The 23,885-nt window shown below is 64.9% G+C and carries 18 protein-coding genes; 14 read left to right on the forward strand and 4 right to left on the reverse strand.

Translation table 11 applies throughout. The annotated features are described in order from the left end of the window. Positions 1-19: 19 nt before the first annotated feature. Entirely contained in the window at positions 20-3,343 is a 3,324-nt protein-coding gene (locus CVM73_RS21360) for an adenylate/guanylate cyclase domain-containing protein (RefSeq protein WP_100233845.1), read from the reverse strand. A gap of 315 nt (positions 3,344-3,658) precedes the next feature. Here CVM73_RS21360 and CVM73_RS21370 point away from each other — a divergent pair, with 315 nt between their 5' ends. Further along, positions 3,659-4,915, forward strand: coding sequence for an MFS transporter (locus CVM73_RS21370; RefSeq protein WP_100233846.1), 1,257 nt, complete (start codon positions 3,659-3,661; stop codon positions 4,913-4,915). On the opposite strand, the gene CVM73_RS21375 is transcribed toward CVM73_RS21370, so the two are convergent. After that, entirely contained in the window at positions 4,912-5,586 is a 675-nt protein-coding gene (locus CVM73_RS21375) for a Crp/Fnr family transcriptional regulator (RefSeq protein ID WP_100233847.1), read from the reverse strand. The genes CVM73_RS21370 and CVM73_RS21375 overlap by 4 nt on opposite strands. Positions 5,587-5,923: 337 nt before the next feature. Here CVM73_RS21375 and CVM73_RS21380 point away from each other — a divergent pair, with 337 nt between their 5' ends. From CVM73_RS21380 to CVM73_RS21405, 6 genes are all read left to right on the forward strand, one after another. Next, entirely contained in the window at positions 5,924-6,745 is an 822-nt protein-coding gene (locus CVM73_RS21380; protein ID WP_100233926.1) for an ABC transporter ATP-binding protein, read from the forward strand. Beyond that, the gene (locus tag CVM73_RS21385) at positions 6,742-8,673 is read left to right on the forward strand and encodes a long-chain fatty acid--CoA ligase (RefSeq protein WP_100233848.1); all 1,932 of its coding nucleotides are present in this window, start codon (positions 6,742-6,744) and stop codon (positions 8,671-8,673) included. Before CVM73_RS21380 ends, CVM73_RS21385 begins: the two co-directional genes overlap by 4 nt. Positions 8,674-8,896: 223 nt before the next feature. Next, positions 8,897-9,790 (forward strand): branched-chain amino acid ABC transporter permease, encoded by an 894-nt coding sequence (locus CVM73_RS21390; protein ID WP_018643253.1) that lies wholly within the window; start codon positions 8,897-8,899, stop codon positions 9,788-9,790. A gap of 3 nt (positions 9,791-9,793) precedes the next feature. Next, positions 9,794-10,867, forward strand: coding sequence for a branched-chain amino acid ABC transporter permease (locus tag CVM73_RS21395; protein WP_100233849.1), 1,074 nt, complete (start codon positions 9,794-9,796; stop codon positions 10,865-10,867). 43 nt (positions 10,868-10,910) lie between these two features. Then, positions 10,911-12,191 (forward strand): ABC transporter substrate-binding protein, encoded by a 1,281-nt coding sequence (locus tag CVM73_RS21400; protein WP_100233850.1) that lies wholly within the window; start codon positions 10,911-10,913, stop codon positions 12,189-12,191. Between the two features lie 161 nt (positions 12,192-12,352). Next, the gene (locus tag CVM73_RS21405; RefSeq protein ID WP_100233851.1) at positions 12,353-13,192 is read left to right on the forward strand and encodes an ABC transporter ATP-binding protein; all 840 of its coding nucleotides are present in this window, start codon (positions 12,353-12,355) and stop codon (positions 13,190-13,192) included. A 12-nt stretch (positions 13,193-13,204) separates the two neighbouring features. Here the strand turns inward: CVM73_RS21405 and CVM73_RS21410 are convergent, their stop codons facing one another. Next, the gene (locus CVM73_RS21410) at positions 13,205-14,356 is read right to left on the reverse strand and encodes an AGE family epimerase/isomerase (RefSeq protein ID WP_100233852.1); all 1,152 of its coding nucleotides are present in this window, start codon (positions 14,354-14,356) and stop codon (positions 13,205-13,207) included. Between the two features lie 86 nt (positions 14,357-14,442). Between CVM73_RS21410 and CVM73_RS21415 the strand changes: the two genes are divergently transcribed. Beyond that, positions 14,443-15,666, forward strand: a complete 1,224-nt coding sequence (locus tag CVM73_RS21415; protein ID WP_100233853.1) for a phenylacetate--CoA ligase family protein — start codon at positions 14,443-14,445, stop codon at positions 15,664-15,666. Positions 15,667-15,668: 2 nt separating this feature from the next. On the opposite strand, the gene CVM73_RS21420 is transcribed toward CVM73_RS21415, so the two are convergent. Continuing rightward, positions 15,669-17,306: a carbamoyltransferase family protein gene (locus CVM73_RS21420; RefSeq protein WP_100233854.1), complete on the reverse strand. Its 1,638-nt coding sequence runs from the start codon at positions 17,304-17,306 to the stop codon at positions 15,669-15,671. Positions 17,307-17,505: 199 nt separating this feature from the next. Between CVM73_RS21420 and CVM73_RS21425 the strand changes: the two genes are divergently transcribed. Genes CVM73_RS21425 through CVM73_RS21450 form a run of 6 tightly spaced genes read left to right on the forward strand, consistent with a single transcriptional unit; the run spans position 17,506 to position 23,873 of the window. Beyond that, positions 17,506-18,882 (forward strand): GHMP family kinase ATP-binding protein, encoded by a 1,377-nt coding sequence (locus tag CVM73_RS21425; RefSeq protein WP_100233855.1) that lies wholly within the window; start codon positions 17,506-17,508, stop codon positions 18,880-18,882. A 22-nt stretch (positions 18,883-18,904) separates the two neighbouring features. Beyond that, positions 18,905-20,824: an N-acetylneuraminate synthase family protein gene (locus tag CVM73_RS21430; protein ID WP_245452392.1), complete on the forward strand. Its 1,920-nt coding sequence runs from the start codon at positions 18,905-18,907 to the stop codon at positions 20,822-20,824. Further along, the gene (locus CVM73_RS21435) at positions 20,824-21,513 is read left to right on the forward strand and encodes an acylneuraminate cytidylyltransferase family protein (RefSeq protein ID WP_100233857.1); all 690 of its coding nucleotides are present in this window, start codon (positions 20,824-20,826) and stop codon (positions 21,511-21,513) included. The genes CVM73_RS21430 and CVM73_RS21435 overlap by 1 nt, the downstream gene beginning before the upstream one ends. Beyond that, a complete protein-coding gene (locus CVM73_RS21440; RefSeq protein ID WP_100233858.1) occupies positions 21,506-22,270 on the forward strand; it encodes an SDR family oxidoreductase in 765 nt (254 codons plus the stop codon). Before CVM73_RS21435 ends, CVM73_RS21440 begins: the two co-directional genes overlap by 8 nt. Then, the gene (locus CVM73_RS21445; protein ID WP_100233859.1) at positions 22,267-23,115 is read left to right on the forward strand and encodes a sugar phosphate isomerase/epimerase family protein; all 849 of its coding nucleotides are present in this window, start codon (positions 22,267-22,269) and stop codon (positions 23,113-23,115) included. Before CVM73_RS21440 ends, CVM73_RS21445 begins: the two co-directional genes overlap by 4 nt. Continuing rightward, on the forward strand, positions 23,112-23,873 hold the full coding sequence (locus CVM73_RS21450) for an SDR family NAD(P)-dependent oxidoreductase (RefSeq protein ID WP_100233860.1): 762 nt from the start codon (positions 23,112-23,114) through the stop codon (positions 23,871-23,873). Before CVM73_RS21445 ends, CVM73_RS21450 begins: the two co-directional genes overlap by 4 nt. Positions 23,874-23,885: the final 12 nt, after the last annotated feature.

A 23,885-nucleotide genomic window follows, 5' to 3' on the forward strand; every position in this document is an offset into this window, starting at 1 on the left:
TTGATCTCCCTCACATTGTCTAGTCAAGAAATGGCAGTACGATCAGCCCTGCGGGATCGAGGTCGTGCCGGGCGCAGACATCATGGGCCAGCGCGAAATACCGCTCGGCCTCGGGCATGTCGCCTCGATCAAGGTTCAGCGTCGCAAGACCATCATAACACGGAAACAGCTGCTGCGGCTCGCCGGTCTCGGTCGCGACCTCGATGGCCTCGTCGTAGCAGCGCGCTGCGAGGTCAGGGCGGAAGTGGCATTGATGGATCTGCCCGAGCACGATCAGGGGCACCGGAAGATGCTCGCGCTGATCGAGCGCACGGTCGATCTCGATCGCCTTCTCGGCGGCCGGCACCCCTTCGTCGGTGCATCTATCCGTGAAGGTGCAACAGGCGACGGCGAAATTGGCCAGCAGGCGCGCCTGGAAGCCGAGGTCGCCGATACGGTGCGCGACATCGAGCCCGCGTCTGCAAACCTCCATCGCTTTCGCGGGGTCGACGATCGTGTAGAGCACGCCAAGGTTGGTGTAGCCGCGACACGCCACGTTGAGGAGGCCGGCGGCTTCGGCTGCCGCGACACTTTGCTCCACCTCGCGCACCGCCTCCTGGTGTCGCCCAAGCCGCGCCAGCGCAACCCCCTTGGTGTTGAGTGCCTCCGCAATGGCGCGCGCCGCCTCGCTCCCGGCCTGCTCGTCCGCGTTCGCCGGCGCGGACCGCGCGAAGCCGAGCGCCTCGTCTGCCCACTTTGCAGCGGCGATGTGATCCCCCACACGAAACGCGAGACGGCCGCGCTCCTGCAGGAGGTGGGCCCACTCGATCGGCGCGTCGGTCCCGCCCAGCCGCTCGGCCGCCTCGGCATAATGCGTCTCTGCGCTGGTGCGCTTGCCGGCGTCCCACAACAAGTGGCCGAGCTTGCGAAGAATTCGCGCTTCGCCGATCCGATCCCCGGCCGTGCGATGCTCCTCGAGGGCGCGTCGATAGTGCTCCTCGGCCGTGCTTCGGCGGCCAGCCACGCGACAGAGGTCCGCGATCCGCTCATAGAGGACCAGGCGTTCCGGGTCCCATTCGCCGCCGGCGAGCAGCACGGCGAGAGACTGCTGATAGAAGCGGATGGCATCGTCGTTGGCATAGCTCGCGCGTGCGCGATCGCCGGCCGCGCGCAGATAGCGCGCGCCTTTCGGCTTGCTTGCGCTGAGACTGAAATGGTGTCCAAGCAGGACGAGATCTTCGAGCCGCTCGGGCTCGTTGCCATAGAGCCGCTCCAGCGCGGCGCCAATCCGTCCGTGGAGCTCGATCCGGCGCTGCAGAAGCAGGTTCTGATAGATCACGTCCTGAAGCATGGTCTGCGTGAAGCGGTAGGTCCGCAGCGAAATCGAGTTCGAGCCTGCGACCTCCTCGACGATCTCGGCGTCGCACAGACGTTCGAGCCCCGGCTCGACCCTTGCCGGCTCGGTTGCCGCCGCACCGAGAACGGCCGCATCGAAGCGCGGGCCAATCACCGCGGCTTCTTGGGCCAGGCGCCGCACCTGATGCGGCAACCGATCCAGGCGCGCCAGCAACAACGCCTGAATGCTTGCCGGAATATCGGCGGCGGCTTCATCCGACGTCATCCGCCACTGCGCGCCGTCCCGCACGAGGGCGCCGGCTTCGATGAGGCCGCGGATGATCTCCTCGAGGAAAAGCGGATTGCCGCCGGCGCGCTCGAGGATACGGCTGAACAAATGTCCCGGCGGTTCACGCAGGCCGTGACTGAAGTACGCCGCGAGCAGCCTTTGTCCGTCAGCATCGCCTAGCGGAGGCAGCCGAAGAGTGGTGTGACTGATCCGGCTCGAACCGAACTGGTCCAGTTCCAGCATCGGCCGATGTGTGAACAGCAGCATCAGCCGCGCCCGCTCCAGCCGGTCCATCAGAAACCGCAAAGCTTCGAGCGACACCGCATCGGCCCAATGCAGATCCTCGACGATGATCAGCAGCGGCGACAACGCGAGCCGGCGTTCGAAGACGGTGCGGATCGCGAAAAAGATCTGGCGACGGAGCTGTTCGGGCTCGACGTGCCTGAGCACGGCGTCGCGGTCGCCGTGGCCAAGAACGTGCAGATAGAGAGGCATCAGGCGGTCGACCTCGTCAGTCGCGAGGCCAAGCTCCGACAGCGCTTCGGCAACCTTCGCCTCCGCCTCTGCGGCGCCGGCCTTCTGTGCGATGCCATAGGCGCTGCGCAGCACGGCGGCGAGTGTGCCGTAGGATTGTTCGCCGAGCGGCGAGCAGACCGCCTGCCGGATCGCCACGCCCGCGAAGCGATCCTCCTCGCCGATGCGGGCGACGAATTCGCTCACCAGGCGCGTCTTCCCGATGCCGGCCTCGCCGACCAGCCGCACCAGCTGAGCCGCGCCGCCGCACGCGCGATCGAGGCTGCCAATCACGCGCGCAAGCTCGGCGTCGCGTCCGATCAGCGGCGCATCGAGGCCCAGCGTGTCGAGGCCCCGTGCCGCACGGGGCGTCTCGAGCGGTCCCTTCAGACGATGGACCAGAACGCTGCCCATCTTGCCCTTGAGCGAGACCTCGCCAAGCGAATCATAGGCGAACGCATGCCGCGTCAGACGGTAGGTCAAAGGTCCGACCAGCACCTCGCCCGGAGGCGCCATCGACTGCAGGCGCTGGGCGGTATTCACGGTGTCGCCGGTCACCGAATAGGATTTGGCAACGCCTACGCCCAGCCCGCCCGCGACGACGTGTCCGGTGCAGATGCCGACATGGAGCAGCAGCGGCGAACCGGCATAGGCCTTCGCGCGCTCGCTAAGGCGCGCCGTCCGGGTGATCATGTCGAGGGCGGCGCGGACCGCCCGCTCCGGGTCGTCCTCGTGCGCGGCTGGCGCACCAAACAGTGCGAGCAGCGCATCGCCGATGAATTTGTCCACGAAGCCGCCAAAGCTCTGCACCGCGGCCGTCAGCTCCGCGAACAATTCGTTCTGAAGCGTCTGCATGACCTCGGGGTCGAGCCGCTCGCTCATCGCAGTGAAGCCGCTGAGGTCGGCAAACAGCACGGTGATGGTGCGGCGGTTCGCTTCGCTATCGATTTTGTCCGACGGCGGTCGAAATGCGTGTTGAGCCTCGGGCGTGAGCACGAGCGGTGACGAGGAGGAGCTCGATGGGGCTGCCGTCGAGGCCGTCGGCACCGCTGCCTGCCCGCCGCCTTTGGGGGCTGCAGCGACGAGAGTGCCGCATTTCGGGCAATACGCGAAATCAGGTGCGCATGGGAAGCCGCAGCCAGGGCACGCGCTCGGCTGCTTCGTGCCGCACTGCGGGCAGAAGGCAAAGCCGCTCTGAACCTCGAAACCGCAACCCGAGCAGTTCATGGCCCAAAACCTCGCGGGAGCCGCGATGGCGCTATCCGCTGGGCCCGACCTCATGGGCCCACGATGCGGACCAGAATGGGCCCGACGCACCGGAAGAGCAAGCGGCGGCGACTGGTCTACCCCTTCGTAGCGGATTGGACAGCGAAGCAATGCTGCGGGTGCACTGGCGGATCGAAGCCGGCCGCAGCGCGAATTGTCGGCAAGCATGGCGGCATGCCGTAGCGTCAATTGACACGCGCGTCGCCGGTACTACGCTCACGAACAGAAGAACGAATAATAAGGGCAGGGAATCGCCGTGAAACCCGTCATCGCATCTTGAGCACACGACCTTCCGCGCTCGCGCCATTCCGCATCCGCAACTATCGCTTCCAGTGGCCGTCCGACCTGCTCACCTCCTGGGCCTTCGAGGTCGAGACGCTGGTGCTCGGCTGGTACATCCTGGTCGAGACCGGCTCGGTGCTGCTGCTCACCGTGCTTGCATCGCTCCAGTTCGTCGGAACACTGGTCGCGCCCGTGTTCGGCATGATCGGCGACCGCATGGGTCATCGCGATCTCCTGATCGCGATGCGCCTTGCCTATACGGCGCTCTCGTCGACCATCATGGTCCTGGCACTGACCGGTCATTTGTCGCCACCGAGCGTCATGATCATCGTCGCGATCATGGGCCTGATTCGTCCCTCCGATCTCGGCGTCCGGGGCGCGCTGCTGGCCGAGATCATGCCGCCCGAGCAACTGGTCGGCGCCATCAGCGTGGCACGCACCACGCAGGACAGCGCCCGTATCGCCGGAGCGTTGACGGGCGCCGGGCTGTTTGCCGTCCTCGGCATCGGCCTCGTTTATGTGGCTATCGCCTGCCTCTACGTCGTGGCCGCGCTCCTCATGCTCTGCCTGACCCGGCCGAAAAGGACCGTCACTACGAGCGGCCTTCCGGCGAACACCCATGCCATTTCCCGCTTATTCGGTGACCTCAAGGAGGGGATTGTCTACGCCTGGAACGGCCCGGGAATGCGCGCGGCGCTCTGCGTCGCCTTCCTGGCCAATCTCACCGCATTTCCCTTCACGGGCGGATTGTTACCCTACATCGCGCGGGAGATCTTTCATACTGACCAGACCGGCCTCGGTTATCTCTCGGCGAGCTTCGCCGTCGGCTCGCTGATCGGCTCCATTACGCTCAGCCTGGTCAGTGGCGTGCGCATTGCCCGGCTCCTGATCGGCGCGACGCTGGCCTGGTACGCCATGCTGCTGGTGTTCGTCGAGGTCAGGACCTTACCGGTGGCGATGGCCTGCCTCGTTCTCGCCGGCATCGCCCAGAGCATGTCGATGATCTCGGCTGCCGTGATCCTGATGCGCACCGCGAGCGCACATCTGCGAGGCCGCGTCATGGGGGTACGCATGATGGTGATCTACGGCTTGCCGATCGGACTGCTCGCGGCCGGCAGCCTGATCGACATCATCGGCTATTCGGCGACGGGTTCGCTCTATGCCGTCGCCGGGTTCGTCGCGATGATGGCGATCGCAGTGCGCTGGCGCGCCGACCTCTGGCCGGTGCACGCGCCCGCCAACGCGCGCTAATCCCCATAGCCGCGCAGCCGCTCGACATTGAGGATGGTGACGCCGCCATATTCGAGCCGCAGCAATCCCTCTTTCTCCAGCCGGTTCAGCGCGCGATTGGCGTTCTGGCGGGACATGCCTGAGAGCGCGCCGATCTCCTCCTGGGTGATCTCCAGATGCGCGGTCGATTCCGGATAGAGGATCGGGTTGAACAGCGAGGCGATGCTGCGGGCGAGGCGCGCGGTGGCATCGAGCGTCCGGTTGACCTCGAGCATGCCGATGAACTGGCCGAGCCGTTCATTGAGCTGGCGCACCAGAAAGCGGTTGAAGCCGACGCTGTTCTCGAACAGCCACATGAAGGCGCTGCGTTCCATCAGCGCGACGCGGCTGTCGCGCAGCGCGACCACGTCATAACGGCGCGGCTCGTTCTTGAGCACGCTGCCCTCGCCGAACCAGGCCCCTGCCGTCAGCCCGGCAAGGCTGGTCTCCTTGCCGTCGCGCGAAACCCCGCCCATACGGGCAAGGCCGCTCACCATGCCGGCCCAATAGGCAAAAATATCGCCGCGCATGAACACGGTCTCGCCGGTGCCGTAGGACCGCTCCGTGATTCCGGCACGCGCGACCTCGATCTCCGCTTGTGTGAGCTCGCGCGACCAGGCGGCGACGCGCTTCAGATGATCTTCTGAAATCATGATCTCGCGGCCAGCCGCACCGTTTCGTCACTCCGCCTTCTGCTGCATTGCAACATGATGGTTTCGACCGCCATTCGACCAAAGATGAAAGCCGCCGCCGCCCGAAAAACTTTGTCGCAGAATTGTCAGCCGGGAGACATTTCAAAATAGCGCTTTCCCCTATTGAGGACCACCTTGGGCGATGCGGCTTTTGATCCCAAACGGGAGCGAGAGCGGCGCGGCTCCGGTCGAGACCATCTGCTGCATGGCCTCACCGCCACCGCCGTACTAGGATCGCCTGGCAGGAACGGACGAAGAGCGCCGCTAAAAAGCGCCATGACCGGGAGGGATTCGTTTGGTGGCTACCAGTCTCGAAGTGCGCGGCGTGTCCTTGCGATTCGGCGGCGTCCGTGCGCTGACCGATGTCAGCTTCGCCATCAGGGAAGGCGAGCTGTTCTCGATCATTGGCCCCAACGGCGCCGGCAAGACCTCGATCGTGAACTGTATTTCCGGTCGCTACAAGCCGACCGAAGGCCAGCTGTTCTATCAGGGCCGTGACATCACCGGCCTGACGCCGAACGCCCGCGCCACGCTGGGCATCGGCCGCACCTTCCAGAACCTGGCACTGTTCCACCACATGAGCGTGCTCGACAACATCATGGTCGGCCGCCATCACCTCTTGAAGAACAACTTCCTCACGGGCTCCCTGTACTGGCTCACCGGCGCGCGCAAGGAAGAGCTCGAGCACCGCCGCAAGGTGGAAGAGATCATCGACTTCCTCGACCTGCAGTCGGTGCGCAAGGCGACCGCCGGCACCCTCTCCTACGGCCTGCGCAAGCGCGTGGAGCTCGCCCGCGCCATGGCGCTGGAGCCGCGCCTCATCCTCCTCGACGAGCCGATGGCCGGCATGAATTTCGAGGAGAAGGAGGACATGGCCCGCTACATCGTCGACCTCAACGAGGAGTTCGGGATGACGGTGGTGATGATCGAGCACGACATGGGCGTGGTGATGGACATCTCCCATCGTGTCATGGTGCTGGATTTCGGCAAGAAGATCGCCGAGGGCGATCCGGCCACCGTGCTCGCCGATCCGCACGTCAAGCGTGCCTATCTCGGCGAAGAGGACGAGGTGCTGGTCGATCCCGACGACGCCGCGCCGGCACAGGAGAGCGCGGCATGATGGATTATGCAGGCCGCGTCGCGCGGGCCGACACCTATCCGAAGATGCTCCGGCTCAATGCCAAGGAGCACGGCAACGAGATAGCATTGCGCGAGAAGGATCTCGGGCTCTGGCGCATCTTCACCTGGAACGACTACCAGACACGGGTGCGCGATTTTGCGCTCGGCATTGTCGAACTCGGTCTTGGTCGCGGTGATGTCATCGGCATCATCGGCGACAACCGGCCGGACTGGATCGCGGCGGAGGTCGCAACCCACGCGATCGGCGGACTGAGCCTCGGGCTCTATCGCGACGTGCTGGACGAGGAGGCCTCCTATCTCCTCAATTATGGCGAGGCGCAGCTGGTCTTCGCCGAGGACGAGGAGCAGGTCGACAAGCTGCTCACCCTTGCCGAGCGCGTGCCGAAGCTGAAGCACATCATCTATTCCGATCCGCGCGGGATGCGGAAATATGACGATCCCAGACTGATGTCGGCGGAGAAGCTCGCCGAGCTCGGCCGCGCCCGCGCAGCGCGCGAGCCGGAGCTCTACGACAGGCTGGTCGATGCGACCAAGGGCGAGGACGTCGCGATCCTCTGCACCACCTCCGGCACCACCTCGCATCCAAAACTCGCGATGCTCGCCGCCGGCCGCGTGCTCGGCCATTGCGCGACCTATCTCGCCTTCGACCCCAAGGGGCCCGACGACGAATACGTCTCGGTGCTGCCGCTGCCATGGATCATGGAGCAGGTCTACGTGCTCGGCCAAGGCCTGCTTTGCCGGATGAAGATCAACTTCGTCGAAGAGCCCGACACGATGATGAACGATCTGCGCGAGATCGCGCCGACCTTCGTGCTCTTTGCTCCGCGGGTCTGGGAATCGATCGCCGCCGACGTCCGCGCCAAGGTGATGGATGCGACGCCCTTCAAGCAGCGCCTGTTCGACATCGGCATGAAGAGTGGCCTCGCCGCGCTCGAGCAGGGCAAGCGCCCCGCCTTTGCCGACGCGAGCCTGTTCCGCGCGCTGCGCGACCGCCTCGGCTTCACCCGCCTGCGCTCGGCCGCCACCGGCGGCGCGGCGCTGGGGCCCGATACCTTCAAATTCTTCCAGGCCTTGGGCGTGCCGCTGCGCACGCTCTACGGCCAGACCGAGCTGTTGGGCGCCTACACGCTGCATCCCGAGGGCAAGGTCGATCCTGACACGACCGGCGTGCCGATGGCCGACAGCGTCGAGATCCGCATCGACAATGCCGACGTCCACGGCGTCGGCGAGATCGTGGTGCGGCATCCCAACATGTTCCTCGGCTACTACAAGAATCCCGAGGCGAGCGTCGCCGACATCAAAGACGGCTGGATGTTGTCCGGCGATGCCGGCTATTTCAACGATCATGGGCAGCTCGTCGTCATCGACCGCATCAAGGATCTCGCCGAGACCTCCCGCGGCGAGCGCTTCTCGCCGCAATTCATCGAGAACAAGCTGAAGTTCTCACCCTATATCGCGGAAGCCGTGGTGCTTGGCGCCGGCCGTGACGCGCTCGCCGCGATGATCTGCATCCGCTATTCCATCATCTCGAAATGGGCGGAGAAGAACCGGCTCTCCTTCACCACCTACAGCGACCTCGCCTCGCGGCCCGAAGTCTATGCGCTGCTGCAGAAGGAGGTCGAGACCGTCAATGCCACGCTGCCGCCGGCCCAGCGCATCTCGCGCTTCCTCTTGCTCTACAAGGAGCTCGATGCCGACGACGGCGAGCTCACCCGGACGCGAAAGGTGCGCCGCGGTGTCATCAACGAGAAATACGAAGGCATCATCGATGCGATCTACCGCGGCGATGCCGACATCCCCGTCGACACCGTGATCCGCTTCCAGGATGGCACCACGCAGCGCGTCCGCACCACGCTGCGCGTGGTGGATCTGGGCGGACATAGGCACATGGCGGAGGCTGCGGAGTGAGCATCCTGTCGGCAACGAGCGCGACGCGCATTGCTGTGCCCTCTCCCCTTGTGGGAGAGGGCAGCTCCGCCGCCAACCACACCCTCACTCGGGTGAGGGGTCCTCTCGCCACACCGTCACTGCCGAGACAACCCCTCACCCGGCTTCGCTGCGCGAAGCCACCCTCTCCCACAAGGGGAGAGGGTGCACTGTCATCGCTTCTGCACTTTGCGCGGACATCGACATGAACACCGCCTTCCTCATCCAACTCCTGGTCAACGGCCTCGTGGTCGGCACGCTCTACGGCGTGGTCGCGATGTCGTTCGTGCTGATCTACAAGGCGACGCAGGTCGTCAATTTCGCGCAAGGCGAGCTGCTGCTGGTCGGCGCCTGGGTGTGCTGGGCGCTGCTGGCGAAATACCAGGTGCCGTTCTGGATCGGCATGCCGATCACGCTGGTGTTCATGTTCGTGTTCGGCATCGCGGTGCAGGTCCTGATCCTGCGGCCGATGATCGGCGAGCCCATCATCTCGGTGATCATGGTGACGATCGGTCTCTCCACCGTGCTGCAGGCGACGCTGAAATGGATGTTCGGCGTCAACCCGCAGCCGTTCCCACGGGTGTTCGAGAGCCAATCTGTCAGCCTGTTCGGCCTCCAGATCCAGACCGTCTATGTGATGAGCCTCGTCGTCTCGGTCGCGATGATGATCGGCATGGCCTGGTTCTTCCGCGCTTCGAAGTACGGCCTTGCGATGCGCGCCACCGCGTTCAACCAGCAGGTCGCACAGTCGCTCGGCATTTCCGTCAAGAGCGTGTTCGCGATGGCCTGGGCGATCTCGGCGACGGTGTCGGCGGTCGCCGGCGTTGTCGTCGCGGTCGTCAACGGCGTTTCTTCGGGCCTAGCCGCCTACGGCATCAAGGTGTTCCCGGCGGCGATCCTCGGCGGGCTTGATTCCGTCGGCGGCGCCGTGCTCGGCGGCATCATCATCGGGCTGCTCGAGAATGTCGCGCAATATGTCGACAGCGAGTATCTGCACTGGGGCAATCTCTACGAGATCGCGCCATTCTACGTCCTCATCATCGTGCTGATGATCAAGCCCTACGGCCTGTTCGGCACCCACGACATCGAGCGGATCTGATCCATGGCCGGCCCTGCACTCATCCCTGCTGGTGATTTCCGCACCTCCTACGCGGCCGACACCACGATCTTCCCGACCACCACCAGCCGCAATTTTGCGATCGCAGGCGTAGCGCTGCTCTGTCTCGCGCCGCAATTCTTCAGCGGCTACTGGCTCAGCATCCTGATCCAGATCGGCATCTTCTCGATCGCGGCGCTCGGCCTCAACATCCTGGTCGGCTTCACCGGGCAGATATCGATCGGGCACGCTGCCTTTTTCCTGCTCGGTGCCTTCACCTCGGCCTACATCTCCAACAATGCTCCGATCCCGGTGTTCTTCGCGATCCCGCTCGCCGGAATCATCACTGCGCTGGTCGGGCTGATCTTCGGCATCCCGGCGGCGCGGTTAAAAGGCCTCTATCTCGTCATCGCGACCCTTGCCGCACAATACATCCTCCTCGACTTCTTCTCCCGCGCCGAATGGTTCTCCGGCGGCTCGGTGCCGGCCAGCGCCAATCCGTTCTCTATCTTCGGCTACACGCTGCGCGGCGATAAGCAATATTTCTACGTCGTGCTGGCCTATGTGCTGGCGAGCTACATCCTCGTCACCAACTTGATGCGCACGCGCGACGGCCGCGCCCTGGTGGCGATCCGCGACCATTATCTTTCCGCGGAAATCATGGGCATCAACCTGACGAAATACCGCACGCTGTCGTTTGCGCTGGCCGCCTTCTTCGCCGGCATCGCCGGCGCGCTCTATGCGCATTACCAGCAGGTCGTCTCGCAGGAAGGCTTTGGCATCGAGCGATCGATCCTGTTCCTCGCCATGATCATCATCGGCGGTACCGGATCGATCATGGGCACGCTGATGGGCACCGCTTTCGTCGTGTTGCTGCCGGAGTCGATGGAATGGATCAGCCTCCAACTGAAGGGCGGCGTTATCGATCACGCGCTGTCGCTCAACACCAACATCACGTTCCTGCGCGAGATCGCGATCGGGCTCATCATCATCGCCTTCCTGATGTTCGAGCCGGACGGGCTTGTGCATCGCTGGCGGCAGATCAAAGCCTACTGGAAACTCTACCCGTTCTCGCACTGAGCGCGGGCAACTTCACTCGAACAATAACAGGAGGAACCAACCCATGAAGACAAAAGTCCTTTTGAGCACCGCTTCGCTCGCGCTTGCGGTCGCAACCTTCTCCGCGCCCGCCCAGGCGCAGATCGCACTCGGCCATCTCGCCGACTATTCCGGCGCGACCTCGGATGTCGGAACGCCCTATGGCCAAGCCGTGGCCGACACGTTTGCCTGGATCAACAAGAACGGCGGCATCGGCGGCAAGCAGGTCAATCTCGACAGCAACGACTATGGTTATCAGGTGCCGCGCGCAATTGCGCTGTACAAGAAGTGGTCCGGCGGCGACAAGGTCGCGGCGATCATGGGCTGGGGCACCGCGGACACCGAAGCGCTGACCGGCTTCGTCGCGCAGGACAAGATCCCCTATGTTTCCGCCTCCTATGCGGCAGCGTTGACCGATCCGGAAGGCGTCAGCGGAAAGGCCAAGCCGGCGCCGTATAACTTCTTTTATGGCCCGAGCTACTCGGACGCGATGCGGGCACTCGTGACCTGGGCCGCCGAAGACTGGAAGGCCAAGGGCAAGCCGGGCAAGCCCAAATTCGTCCACATGGGCGGCAATCATCCCTACCCGAACGCACCGAAGGCGGCCGGCGAGGCAATCGCCAACGAGCTCGGCTTCGAAGTGCTGCCGCCGATCGTGTTCGCGCTGACGCCGGGCGACTACTCGGCGCAGTGCCTGAGCCTGAAGAGCTCCGGCGCCAACTACGCCTATCTCGGCAACACCGCAGCCTCCAACATCTCAGTGCTGAAGGCCTGCAAGGCCGCCGGTGTCGACGTCCAGTTCCTCGGCAACGTCTGGGGCATGGACGAGAACGCCGCCAAGACCGCGGCCGACGCGGCCGACGGTGTCGTGTTCCCGTTGCGTACGGCGGTGACCTGGGGCGGTAACGCGCCGGGCATGAAGACGGTGATGGAAATTTCCAAGATGTCTGATGCCAGCGGCAAGGCGTATCGCCCCGTGCACTATATCGCCGGCGTCTGCAGCGCGCTGTACACCAAGGAAGCGCTCGACTGGGCCGTCAAGAACGGCGGTGCCACCGGCGAGAACGTCGCCAAGGGCTTCTACCAGAAGAAGGACTGGGTGCCGGCCGGCATGGAAGGCGTCTGCAACGCCTCGACCTGGACCGACAAGGACCATCGCGGCACGCTCAAGGTCGATCTCTATCGCACCAAGGTTTCGGGCGCGACCGACGGCAACCTCAACGACCTCATGACCAAGGGCACGATCAAGCTCGAAAAGGTCAAGACCGTCGAACTGCCGCGCAAGCCGGAATGGCTGGGGTGGTGAGCCCCGCCGTTTCCCCACACACAACGGTCATCCCCCGCCTCGTGCGCATTGCGCACTGGAGCGGGGGATCCAGTACGCCGCGGCTTCTCCGTGAATCTCAGGCGCCTCTGGAATACTGGGTCGCCCGGCCAAGCCGGGCGACGACAGCGGAGTAACAAAGCATGACCGAGACCGCAGAAGCCGTTCGTCCCTCCCCCAGCATCGTGCCCGCGCCGCCCCTCCTCGCCGTGCGCAACATCGAGGTCGTCTATGACGACGTCATCCTGGTGCTGCGCGGCCTCAGCCTCGACGTGCCCAAGGGTGCGATTGTGGCGCTCCTAGGCGCCAACGGCGCCGGCAAGTCAACGACGCTGAAGGCGATCTCCGGGTTGCTCAAGACCGAGGACGGCGAGGTGACGCGCGGCGAGATCCTGTTCGAAGGTGAGCGCATCAACGGCATCGACCCCGACAGGATCGTCCGCCGCGGCATCTTCCAGGTAATGGAGGGCCGGCGCATCGTCGCCGACATGACGTCGCTGGAGAACCTCAAGCTCGGCGCCTTCACCCGCAGGGACCGCGAGGTCGATTCCGATCTCGACATGGTCTTCAACTACTTCCCGCGCCTGAAGGAGCGAACCGGCCTTGCCGGCTATCTCTCCGGCGGCGAGCAGCAGATGCTCGCGATCGGCCGGGCGCTGATGGCGCGCCCAAAGATGATCTTGATGGACGAGCCGTCGATGGGCCTGTCGCCACTGCTGGTGAAGGAGGTGTTTTCCATCATCCAGAAGATCAACCGCGATCTCGGCGTCACCATCCTGTTGGTCGAGCAGAACGCACGCGCCGCGCTGTCGGTGGCGAGCCACGGCTACATCATGGAACAGGGCAAGGTCGTGCTCGACGGCAGCGCCGACGAATTGCGCGACAACGAGGACGTCAAGGAATTCTACCTCGGCGGCGCCGGCGACCAGCGCAAGAGCTTCAAGAATCTCAAGAGCTTCAAGCGGCGCAAGCGCTGGCTGTGATCCACAAAGAGCCTAGCCCAGCACCTGCTCCGCTTCGGTGATTGCGCAGAGAACATGATAGAACGACGACGCAGGAATGGTGTCGATCAGCGATTTGCCGTCGCGATCGAACTGGTCGTACCAGCCGCCCTTGACGGGATGGCTGAGATAATGCCGTTCGAGCCGCACCAGCGACGCGCGCGCCTCATCCGCTGCACCCGCCTCACCGGACTCGGCTTGCGCGATCCACGCCTTCGCGATCTCGGTCTGCGGCCACAGTCGGCGCGTGCTGCGGCGGATGTTGCCGCTCGCATCGCCCTCGTCGATCAGGCAGCCCGTCGCCTCATCGCGATAGCGCAGCGCCGTCGCCAGCAGCTCCGTGCGCCGCTGCCCGGTCGGACAACCCGTGATGCGCTCAAATCCCTTCAGCAGCCAGACCCATTCCGCCTGATGGCCCGGCTCGACGCTGACCGGCTCGATCTTCGACCAGTCCTCCTCGAAATACTCGGTCAGGATGCGCTTCTGCTTGTCGTAGAGATTGGCCAGGAACAGTGCGAAGAATTCTCCGGCACGGTTCTGGAACGACAGATCGTGGGTCGCCTCGAAGCACGCGATCATCGCCTCGAACAGATGCATGTGCGGGTTCTGCCGGCGCGGCAGCGAGACCGGAAGGCCTTCGTGAACGCCACCATGCGGCGAGCGCAGATGGCCGTCGAGGAAGGCGAGCAGCGCATCGATCTCGGCGCGGACCTGCGCATCCTGGTCGAGGGCATAGACGCTCGCGAGAGCAAACAGGATGAAGGCGTGGTCATAGGCATCGCGCCGCGCATCCAGCACCGATCCGTCCGGCGTCAGCCGGTGCACATAGCCGGGCCGGCCGTCGGGCGCCTTCGCTCTGGCCAGCAGATGCTCCAGCCCCTTCAGCGCGATGGCGCGCCCCTCAGGATACCAGCCCATCTGTGCAGCCTTGGCGTAGCACCAGATCTGGCGGGCCTGCACAAACACGCGCCGGGGCGCGGCCGCATCCGCCGCGCCATCGCGGTGCAGCCTGTCGATGAAGCCGCCCGAGGCGTGATCCCAGCCGACTGTCGACCACAGCGGCAGCGCCTCGTCGATCATGCGGCGCTTCAGGCGCGCGACGACGTTCGACGCCTCGTCCGCCGCAATGATTCCTTCGTCCGCCATCGGGTTCCTTTCAAGCCTCGCCAATGGCGGTCTGATAGCCATGACGGTGGCGGCGCGCAACGGATGCCAACACGGAAAGAACAGCCATGACCGCCCATTACGACGCCCGCGAGACGCGTGCGCAAGCCGCGCGCGAGGCCGACCTGTCCCCCCGCCTCCCGGAAGTGCTGCGAGCCGCGATGGCCGCCCCCGCCTATGCCGAGCGGCTCAAAGGGTTCGATCCGGCCACGGTGACCTCCAGGACGGCTCTTGCGGGCCTGCCGGTGTTGCGCAAATCGGAATTGCCCGCCCTGCACAAGGCCTCTGCGCCCTTCGGCGGCTTCGTGGCGGGGACCCCCGGCTCGTTCGCCCGCCTCTTCACCTCCCCCGGCCCGATCTTCGAGCCGGAGGGGCGGCAGGCCGACCCCTGGCGCGGCGCGAGGGCGCTGTTCGCAGCCGGGTTCCGTCCCGACGACATCGTCCTCAATACGTTCAGCTACCATCTCACCCCCGGGGGTTTTATCTTCGATGCGTCGGCGCGCGCGCTCGGCTGCGCGGTGATCCCGGCCGGGCCCGGCAATACAGAACAGCAATTCGAACTGATCGAGGCCTACCGGCCGGTTGGCTACAGCGGCACGCCGGATTTCTTGAAGATCCTGCTCGATGCCGCGGCAAGCGCCGGCCGTGACATCTCCTCGATCAAGCGCGCGCTGGTTTCGGGCGCCGCATTCCCGCCCTCGCTCCAGGCCGAGATCAAGACGCGCGGCATCGACGCCTACCAGGCCTTCGGCACCGCCGATCTCGGCCTCATCGCGTTCGAGACCGAGGCGCGCGAAGGCATGATCGTGAACGAGGACCTGATCCTGGAGATCGTCAAGCCCGGCACTGGGGATCCGGTAGCGCCGGGCGACGTCGGCGAGATCGTGGTGACTTCGCTCGACCCGCACCATCCCTGGATCCGGCTCGCGCTCGGCGACCTCACCGCGGCCTTGCCCGGCACGAGCCCATGCGGGCGCACCAATATGCGTATCAAGGGCTGGATGGGCCGCGCCGACCAGACCACCAAGATCAAGGGCATGTTCGTCCGTCCCGAGCAGGTCGCCGAGATCGGCAAGCGCCACGCTGCGCTCGGAAGACTACGCCTTGTCGTCACGCGCCAAGGCGAGACCGACGTAATGACGTTGAGGGCGGAAACGGCGGCCGCGAGCGAGGCGCTACGCGAAGAGATCGCCGGCACTTTGCGCGCCGTGACGAAGCTCGGCGGCACCGTCGAGCTGGTCGGCCCCGGCGCGCTGCCGAACGACGGCAAGGTGATCGCGGACGAGCGCTAGTCTCAGCTCGATTTCGATAGCCGGTAATTGCCGAGATAGAGCACGTCCAGGCCCGAGCAGAAATACGTGTGCAATGCCTCCAGCGGCGCGTTCACCGTCGGCTGCTCGTTGATGTTGAGGCTGGTGTTGATCAGAACCGGCAAAGAGGTCGCCTTCGCGAACTCGCCGATCAGGCGGCTATAAAGCGGATTGCTGTCCGCATGGACGCTCTGGATGCGTGCGGTGTTGTCGACATGGACCACCGCAGGCATGGTCTCGGCGACCTTCTCGTTGACTGGAAAAGTCACCACCATGAAGGGAGCATCGAACGTGTCCTCGAAATACTCGGCCTGGCGCTCGTAGAGGACCGACGGACAGAACGGGCGGAACTCCTCGCGGTATTTGATCGTGAGGTTGATGCGGTCTTTCATGCCCGCATGGCGCGGATCAGCCAGGATCGAGCGGTTGCCGAGCGCGCGGGGACCGTATTCCATCCGCCCCTGGAACCAGCCTACGGTCTTCTGGTCCGTCAGGTCAGTGACGCAGCGCGACACGGGATCTTCGAGCAGCTCGAACTTCGCGCCGATCTTGTCCAGCGTCTCCCGGATCGTGTCGTTGGAATATTCCGGTCCCCAGTAAGCGTGGGTCAGCGGTGCGATCGCGTGGCCCGCCTCGGAGCATTTCATCATCGCTGCTCCAAGCGCCACGCCGGCATCGTGCGGCACCGGAGGAACGTAGAAACGCTTCACGGACGGCTCCGCCGCGATCTCCATGTTCATCTTGCAGTTCAGCCCGACGCCGCCAGCGATGCAGACGTCGCCGCAGCCGGTCTCGGCAATCGCGGAGCGGATCACCTCGGTGGTGACGATCTCGAGCTGCTTCTGGCCGCTCGCGGCGATGTTGGTCAGGCGCTGGTCGAGCGGTTGGCCACGCAGCCGCCGCGGACCCAAAATCTCCTCCATCTTCTCGGTGAAGATGCGCTCCTGCCGCGTCGAGAAATCGCTGGTGAAGATGTCAGCGTCGCGCCGGCGCTTGTCGAGCTCGGGATCAAGCTCGTAGTTGATGCCGGCAGGACGCAAGAGCTGCGCGAACTTGTCGAGATAGTCCGCACTGCCATAGGACGAGAGGCCCATGACCTTGTACTCGTCATTGGTCATCTGATAACCGAGATACTGCGTCAGCATCCCGTAATAGAGACCAAGACTGTTGTGGCGACCAAATCGCGTCAGCACGCGGAAATCGTTGCCGCGTGCATGGGCAACGAGGCCGGAGCTGGAATCGCCCGAGAAATCGAAGCACGCCACGGTCGCCTCGGAAAAACCGGAGCCGTAGAACGAGCTCGCGGCATGACAGAGATGATGGTCGTAGAGCTCGATCCTCGGGCTGTGGCCGAACTGATACTTGAAATACTCGGTGAGGCGCTGCGCGTAATTCGTGTAGGTCTTCAGCGGCGAGCAGATCCAGTCGACCTCGCGCATGGTGATTCCGGCCTGCTTGAGGCAGAATCCGATCGCGCCACGCGGCAGCTCGCCGCGCGCATGTTTCGCCAGCGTGAAGCGCTCCTCCTCCGCGGCTGCGACCAACTCGCCATCGCGCAGCAGCACTGCCGCACCGTCGTGATGCCCGTGCTTGATCCCCGAGCTGATTCCGATCACATACATGTCGCGTAGACCCCTTGCGGAGCCTTCTATAGAAACCGCCGCTAATGTAAATCGGCTACGGGCCGACCGGAGTGCTTGACGGCAGCCATATTGGCCGCGATGCCCCCAGCGCAGGAACCTTGCATCGTCCCTGCGGCTCCCGTATTACCAATCCCTGCTACGATATGGCCTGGAATTGGCCCCTCCTGGACCCCAAAACGTGCTCGAACGAACCCTCGTCACCATCGCCGAGACCGAGACCATTGAGGAAGCCTTCCGGCGCCTGAATGCGAACATGCTCGGTATTCTGTTCGCGCAGGACGCGAGCGGACGAATCGTCGGCGCCGTGACGGACGGTGACATCCGCAGGCGCATGCTGACCGGCATCACGATCCAGGACCGGGTTGCGTCCTGCATCAATCGCAACTTCGTCTGGGCACCGACCGGCGGACCGCGCGAGCAGATCCTCAAGCTGCTTGATCAGCGCGTGCACGTGGTGCCGATCCTCGACAGCGAGGGACGGCTGGTCGACGTGTTCAGCCGCGAACTGTTCAACCTGTCCGAAGAGAGCGAGGTGTTCGCGCGCGCGCGCTCGCCGGTGCGGATCAGCTTCTCCGGCGGCGGCACCGATCTGACCCACTACTTCGTGGCGAATGACGGAGGCGCGGTCATCAGCGCCACGATCAAGATGTACGCTCACGCGACGCTGCGGCGCCGGAGCGATCCCAGCATCCGGATCTACTCGCACGATTTCCGCCGCACCGTCGAGGCCGACAATCTCGCAGAGCTCGGAACAGGCGGAGATCTCGCGCTGATCAAGTCGGTCGTGCGCCTGATCAAGCCGACTTACGGCTTCGAGCTCGAGGTGTCCGCCGACTTCCCGGTCGGCTCCGGCCTCGGCGGCTCCGCGGTGGTCTCGTCCGCGATCATCGGCTGCTTCAACGAATTCCGCGGGGATCAGTGGGACCGCCACGAGATCGCGGAGATGGCCTTCCAGGCCGAGCGGCTGATGCTCAACATTCCCGGCGGCTGGCAGGATCAGTACGCCACCGTGTTCGGCGGCTTCAATCACATGGAGTTCTTCTCCGACCAGAACACCATCGTGCCGCTTCGCCTCGATCCCAACATCATCGCCGAGCTCGAGGAGAGCCTGGTGCTCTGCTACACCGGCTCGGGGCGCGATTCCGGTGCCATTCACCGCGACCAGAAGGCTCAGCACGAGACCAGCGACGCCGTCGCCGCAGCTGCCAAGCAGAAGGAAGTGACGCGCGACATAAGGCGGCATCTGCTGCGCGGCCAGCTCCTGGAATGCGGCCGGTTGATCGACGCGGCCTGGCACGCCAAACGGAAGCTGAGCTCGAAGATCTCGTCGGACGCGATCGACGCGATCTACGATTTTGCCAAACAGCATGGCGCGGTTGGCGGCAAGCTGCTCGGCGCCGGCGGTGGCGGTTACTTCATGTTCTTCGTACGTCCGTTCGAGCGCTACCAGCTCATCGCGGCACTCGAACAGCAGGGGCATAGCTGCTCGCGCATCATGTTCGAGGAGAACGGTCTGCGGACGTGGAAGTCGCGCGTGCCCGCGCAGCTCGCCTGACGCATATGAGACGAGAATGTTGATGACATCGCCCAAACCGTCTGCTCCGGTCCGTATCGGCAACCGTCTTCTGGGCGATGGCGAACCCTGCTACGTCATCGCCGAAATCGGCAACAACCACAATGGCGATTTCGAGCGCGCCATTGCGCTGGTCGATGCCGCGATCGCGGCTGGAGCCGATTGCGCCAAATTCCAGATGCGCAAGCTCGACGAGGTCTATCGCGCCTCGAGCCTTTCGGGCAAGGACGACGACCTTGCCGTCGAATATACGCTCGATCTCCTGCGCCGCTTCGAGCTGCCCACCGCACAGCAGAAGAAGATCGCCGAGTACTGCGCAGCGAAGGGTATCCAGTACCTCTGCACGCCCTGGGACGCCAAGAGCGTCGCCGTGCTCGAAGGCTTCGGCGTAGAGGCCTACAAGGTCGCCTCGGCCGACCTCACCAACCTGCCGCTGCTCGCTCGCCTCGTCGCCACCGGCAAGACGCTGATCGTCTCCACCGGCATGAGCACGACGGACGAGATCAAGGCCGCGGCGAAATTCCTCGACGACCGCAATGCCAGCTACGTGCTCCTGCATTGCCAGAGCACCTACCCGGCCGCGCTCCACAACATCCATCTGCGTTTCATGGAGACGCTGCGCGAGATCCATCCGGTTGTCGGCTATTCCGGCCACGAGCGCGGCATTGCCGTTTCGACGGCCGCCGTTGCGCTTGGCGCCGTCATCATCGAACGCCACATCACGCTCGACCGCGAGATGGAAGGTCCAGACCATGCCGCGAGCCTGGAGCCGGAGGAATTCAAGGCACTCGTCTCCGGCATTCGCGAGGTCGAGGCGGCACGCGGCGAGAAGCTCGCGGAACGCGCACTGAGCCAGGGGGAGCTGATCAACCGCGAAAACCTCGCCAAGAGCCTGGTGGCCGCGCGCGACCTGCCGGCCGGCACCTTGATCTCCGAAACCGACATCGCCGTGAAGAGCCCGGGACAGGGCCTGTCACCGCTGAAGATGCCGGCGCTGCTCGGTCGCAAGCTGACGCGGACGATGGCGGCCGACGACTATTTCTTCCAGAGCGATCTCGACGAAGGCGCCGCGAAGGCACGGCGCTACCGCTTCGACCGCCCCTGGGGTGTGCCGGTACGCTATCACGACACCGCGCGCTTCCTGGAGATCTGCGCGCCCGACATCATCGAATTCCATCTCAGCTACAGCGACATGGAGCGCGATCCCGCAGCCTATCTGTCCGGCACCTATGATCTCGGCTTCGTCGTGCATGCGCCGGAGCTGTTTGCCGGCTCCAAGCTGATGGACCTCGCAACGCCCGACGAGGCGCTGCGGCGCTATTCGCTGGAGCAGACGCAGGCGGTGATCGACATCACCCGCGGCCTGAAGAAGTTCTTCCCCAAGACCAGGCGCCCGCCGATCGTCGCCAATATCGGCGGCTTCACCATGGACGCACCGCTGCCGCCGGAGGAGAAAGCCGAGCGCTACCGCATCTTTGCGCAGAGCTTGACCGAGCTCGACATGGACGGCGTCGAGCTGACGCCGCAGACGATGGCACCGTTCCCCTGGCATTTCGGCGGTCAGCGTCACCAGAACATCTTCATCTTCCCGGACGAATCGGCGGCGTTCTGCGCCAAGCATGGTTTGCGTATGTGCGTCGATATCTCCCACACCAAGCTCGCGGCCAATCATTTCGGCTTCGACTTCGCGCAAGGCCTTGCCCAGCTCGGGCCGCACACCGCGCATCTGCATTTCGGCGACGCCAAGGGACTCGACGGCGAAGGTCTCCAGATCGGCGAAGGCGAGATCGATTTCGACGAGATCGGACAGGTGCTGCGCAAGCATGCGCCGACGGCGTCGTTCATTCCCGAAATATGGCAGGGCCACAAGAACATGGGCGAAGGTTTCTGGACCGCGCTCGAGCGTCTCGAGGGACACATCTGATGGCGCGCAAGACGCTGGCCGTGATCGCCGCGCGCGGCGGCTCCAAGGGCATCCCGCACAAGAACCTGCTCGATCTCTGCGGCAAGCCGCTGATCGCTTGGACGGTCGAGCAGGCACGCGCCGCACGCGGCGTCGACGTGGTGGCGGTCTCGTCGGACAGCGACGCTATCCTCGCCGCGGCCGAGGCCGCCGGAGCCGTCGGCGTGCGGCGTCCGGACGACATTTCGGGTGACCTCGCCTCCTCCGAATCCGCCTGGCTGCATGCCCTCGATGCGACCGAGGCGCGAATGGGACGGTTCGAGCGCATCGTCGCGCTTCAGGCCACATCGCCGATCCGCGAGCCCGGCGACATCGAGAACGCGCTGGCAACCTTCGATCGCGACCATCTCGACAGCCTGCTCTCGGTCTGCGAGGTCGAGGATTACTTCAACTGGCGGATCGGCGCGAGCGGCCCGGAGCCGATCAACTACGACTATCGCAATCGCCGCATGCGGCAGCAGATCGAGAAGCGCTACCTCGAGAACGGCTCTTTCTACGTCCTGATCCCATCCCTCCTGCGTGAGCAGAACAATCGTCTCGGCGGCAAGATCGGCTTCCACGTGATGGAGCGTCACAAGATGTTCCAGATCGACCGTCCCGAGGACGTCAAGCTTTGCGCCGCCATCATGCGCAGTTACGGCTATGCCTGATCTCAGCGCCTTCTCTCTCGCAGGCAAGATCGCGGTGGTCACCGGCGCCTCGCGCGGCATTGGCGCGGCGATTGCGAGCGGCATGCAGGATGCAGGAGCCACCGTGTTCGGCCTCAGCCGGTCCGGGACCGCGCCGCAGGGCGTCATCGCGATTGCCTGCGATCTCTCCGACGACGGCGCGATCGAAAGCGCGTTCCGCACAATTGCGGCAAAAGGCGAGCGCATCGACGCACTGGTGAATGCCGCCGGCATCAGTCTTCCCGCTCAAAGCAGCGAAAGCGAGCTCGCGCGCTTCCGCGCCACGGTCGCAACCGATCTCACCGGCGTCTACGCCACCATCCTTGCCGCCCACCCGCTCCTGAAGAACGCGGGCTCGGCGGCGATCGTCAACGTCACCAGCATCAATTCCGTCCGCGGTTTTCCCGGCAATCCCGGCTACGTGGCGGCTAAGGCGGGGCTCGCCGGGCTGACGCGCGCGCTCGCCGCCGACTACGCACCCGAGGGCATCCGCGTCAACGCGCTTGCGCCGGGCTACGTCGCGACCGAGATGACCGCGAAGAGTTTTGCCGATCCCGTCATGCACGAGGCGAGGCGCCGCCACACCATGCTCGGCCGCTGGGGACAACCCGCCGACATGGTCGGTGCCGCCGTTTTTCTGGTGTCGGAAGCCTCCGCCTATGTGACCGGCCAGGAGATCTTCGTCGACGGCGGCTGGACCGCCAAGGGCCTCGCCATCAGCTCGGATAGCAAGTCGTGACCGCAACATTGCAACGCATCGGTTTCATGCAGGGACGCCTGTCGGCACTGGTCGACGGCAAGATCCAGGCGTTCCCGTGGAATGAATGGCGCGAGGAATTTCCCCGCGCCAAGGCGCTCGGCCTGACGCGGATGGAATGGACCATCGACCAGGAACGGCTCCGCGAGAACCCGCTGACGACCGAAGCCGGCCAGGCGGAGATCATCGCCCTGGCGCGCGAGAACGGCGTGCGCATCCCGAGCCTGACCGGCGACTGCTTCATGCAGGCTCCGTTCTGGAAGGTCGATGCCGTCGTGCGCGATGCTCTCGTCAACGATCTCGATCTCCTGATTGCCGCCTGCAGCCGGATCGGCATCGAGTTCATCGTGATTCCGCTGGTCGACAACGGCAAGATCGAGCGCGAGAGCGAGAGCGACACGCTCAAGCGGGTGCTGATCGCCCGCCGCGAACAGCTTGTTAGACACAACGTCAAGATCGTCTTCGAATCCGATCTGCCGCCGCGCGATCTCGCCCGCTTCATGGAGGCGTTTCCGGCCGACGTCTTCGGCATCAACTACGACAGCGGCAACAGCGCCTCGCTCGGCTATGACAGCAGCGAGGAGATCGAGGCCTACGCGCCCCGCATTCTCAATGTCCATGTGAAGGACCGCGTTCGCGGCGGCACCACCGTGCCGCTCGGCACCGGCAACGCCGATCTCGCCAAGACGATCCGGCTGATCGAGCGCTCCGGCTACAGCGGACAATACATCCTGCAAACCGCACGCGCCGCCGACGGCGACCATGCCGGCGCGCTTGCCCGATATCGCGACATGACGATCGGCTGGATCGAGGACGCGACGCGATGAAGCTCGAGCTGGAAGACCGTGTCGCGCTCGTCACCGGCGCCAGCCGCGGCATCGGCCTTGCCATTGCCGCTGCACTTGCCGCGGAAGGAGCGAAGGTCGCGCTGGCTGCACGCGGCTCGGATGCGCTGAACGCGGCGCGCGCGACCGTCGGCGGACAAAGCTCGATCCATATCGCCGATGTCACCGATGCGGCTGTCGCCGCGACGCTGGTGCACGAGGTCGAACGGCAGTGGGGGCGCCTCGACATTCTCGTCTGCAATGTCGGCAGCGGCGCTTCCGTACCGCCTGGGAAGGAAACCGCGGCGGAATGGTCGCGGATGATGGACCTCAATCTCTTCGCCACGACCAACATGATCGAGGTGGCGCGTCCGCTGATGGCGCGCGGCAGCGGCGACCGGGCCATCGTCTGCATCTCTTCGATCGCAGGCATGGCGGCGCTTGGCGCGCCCGTGACCTACTACGCCGCGAAAGCCGCGCTGAACGCGACCGTGCGCGGGCTGGCGCGGCCGCTGGCGCTCGACGGCATCCGCATCAATGCGGTCGCGCCTGGCAATATCCTCGCCGCCGACGGCACCTGGGCGCGCAAGCTCGCCGAGAACAGGGCCGCGGTCGAGGACATGCTTGCGCGGGAGGTGGCGCTGCGCCGGCTCGGCAAGCCGGAGGAGATCGCCGATCTCGTCGCATTCCTTGCCTCGCCTCGCGCCGCCTTCATCACCGGCAGCGTCATGGTCGCCGATGGCGGCCAGTTGCGCAGCTGAACAGGAGCTTTT

Source organism: Bradyrhizobium forestalis, assembly GCF_002795245.1.
Lineage (GTDB): Bacteria > Pseudomonadota > Alphaproteobacteria > Rhizobiales > Xanthobacteraceae > Bradyrhizobium > Bradyrhizobium forestalis.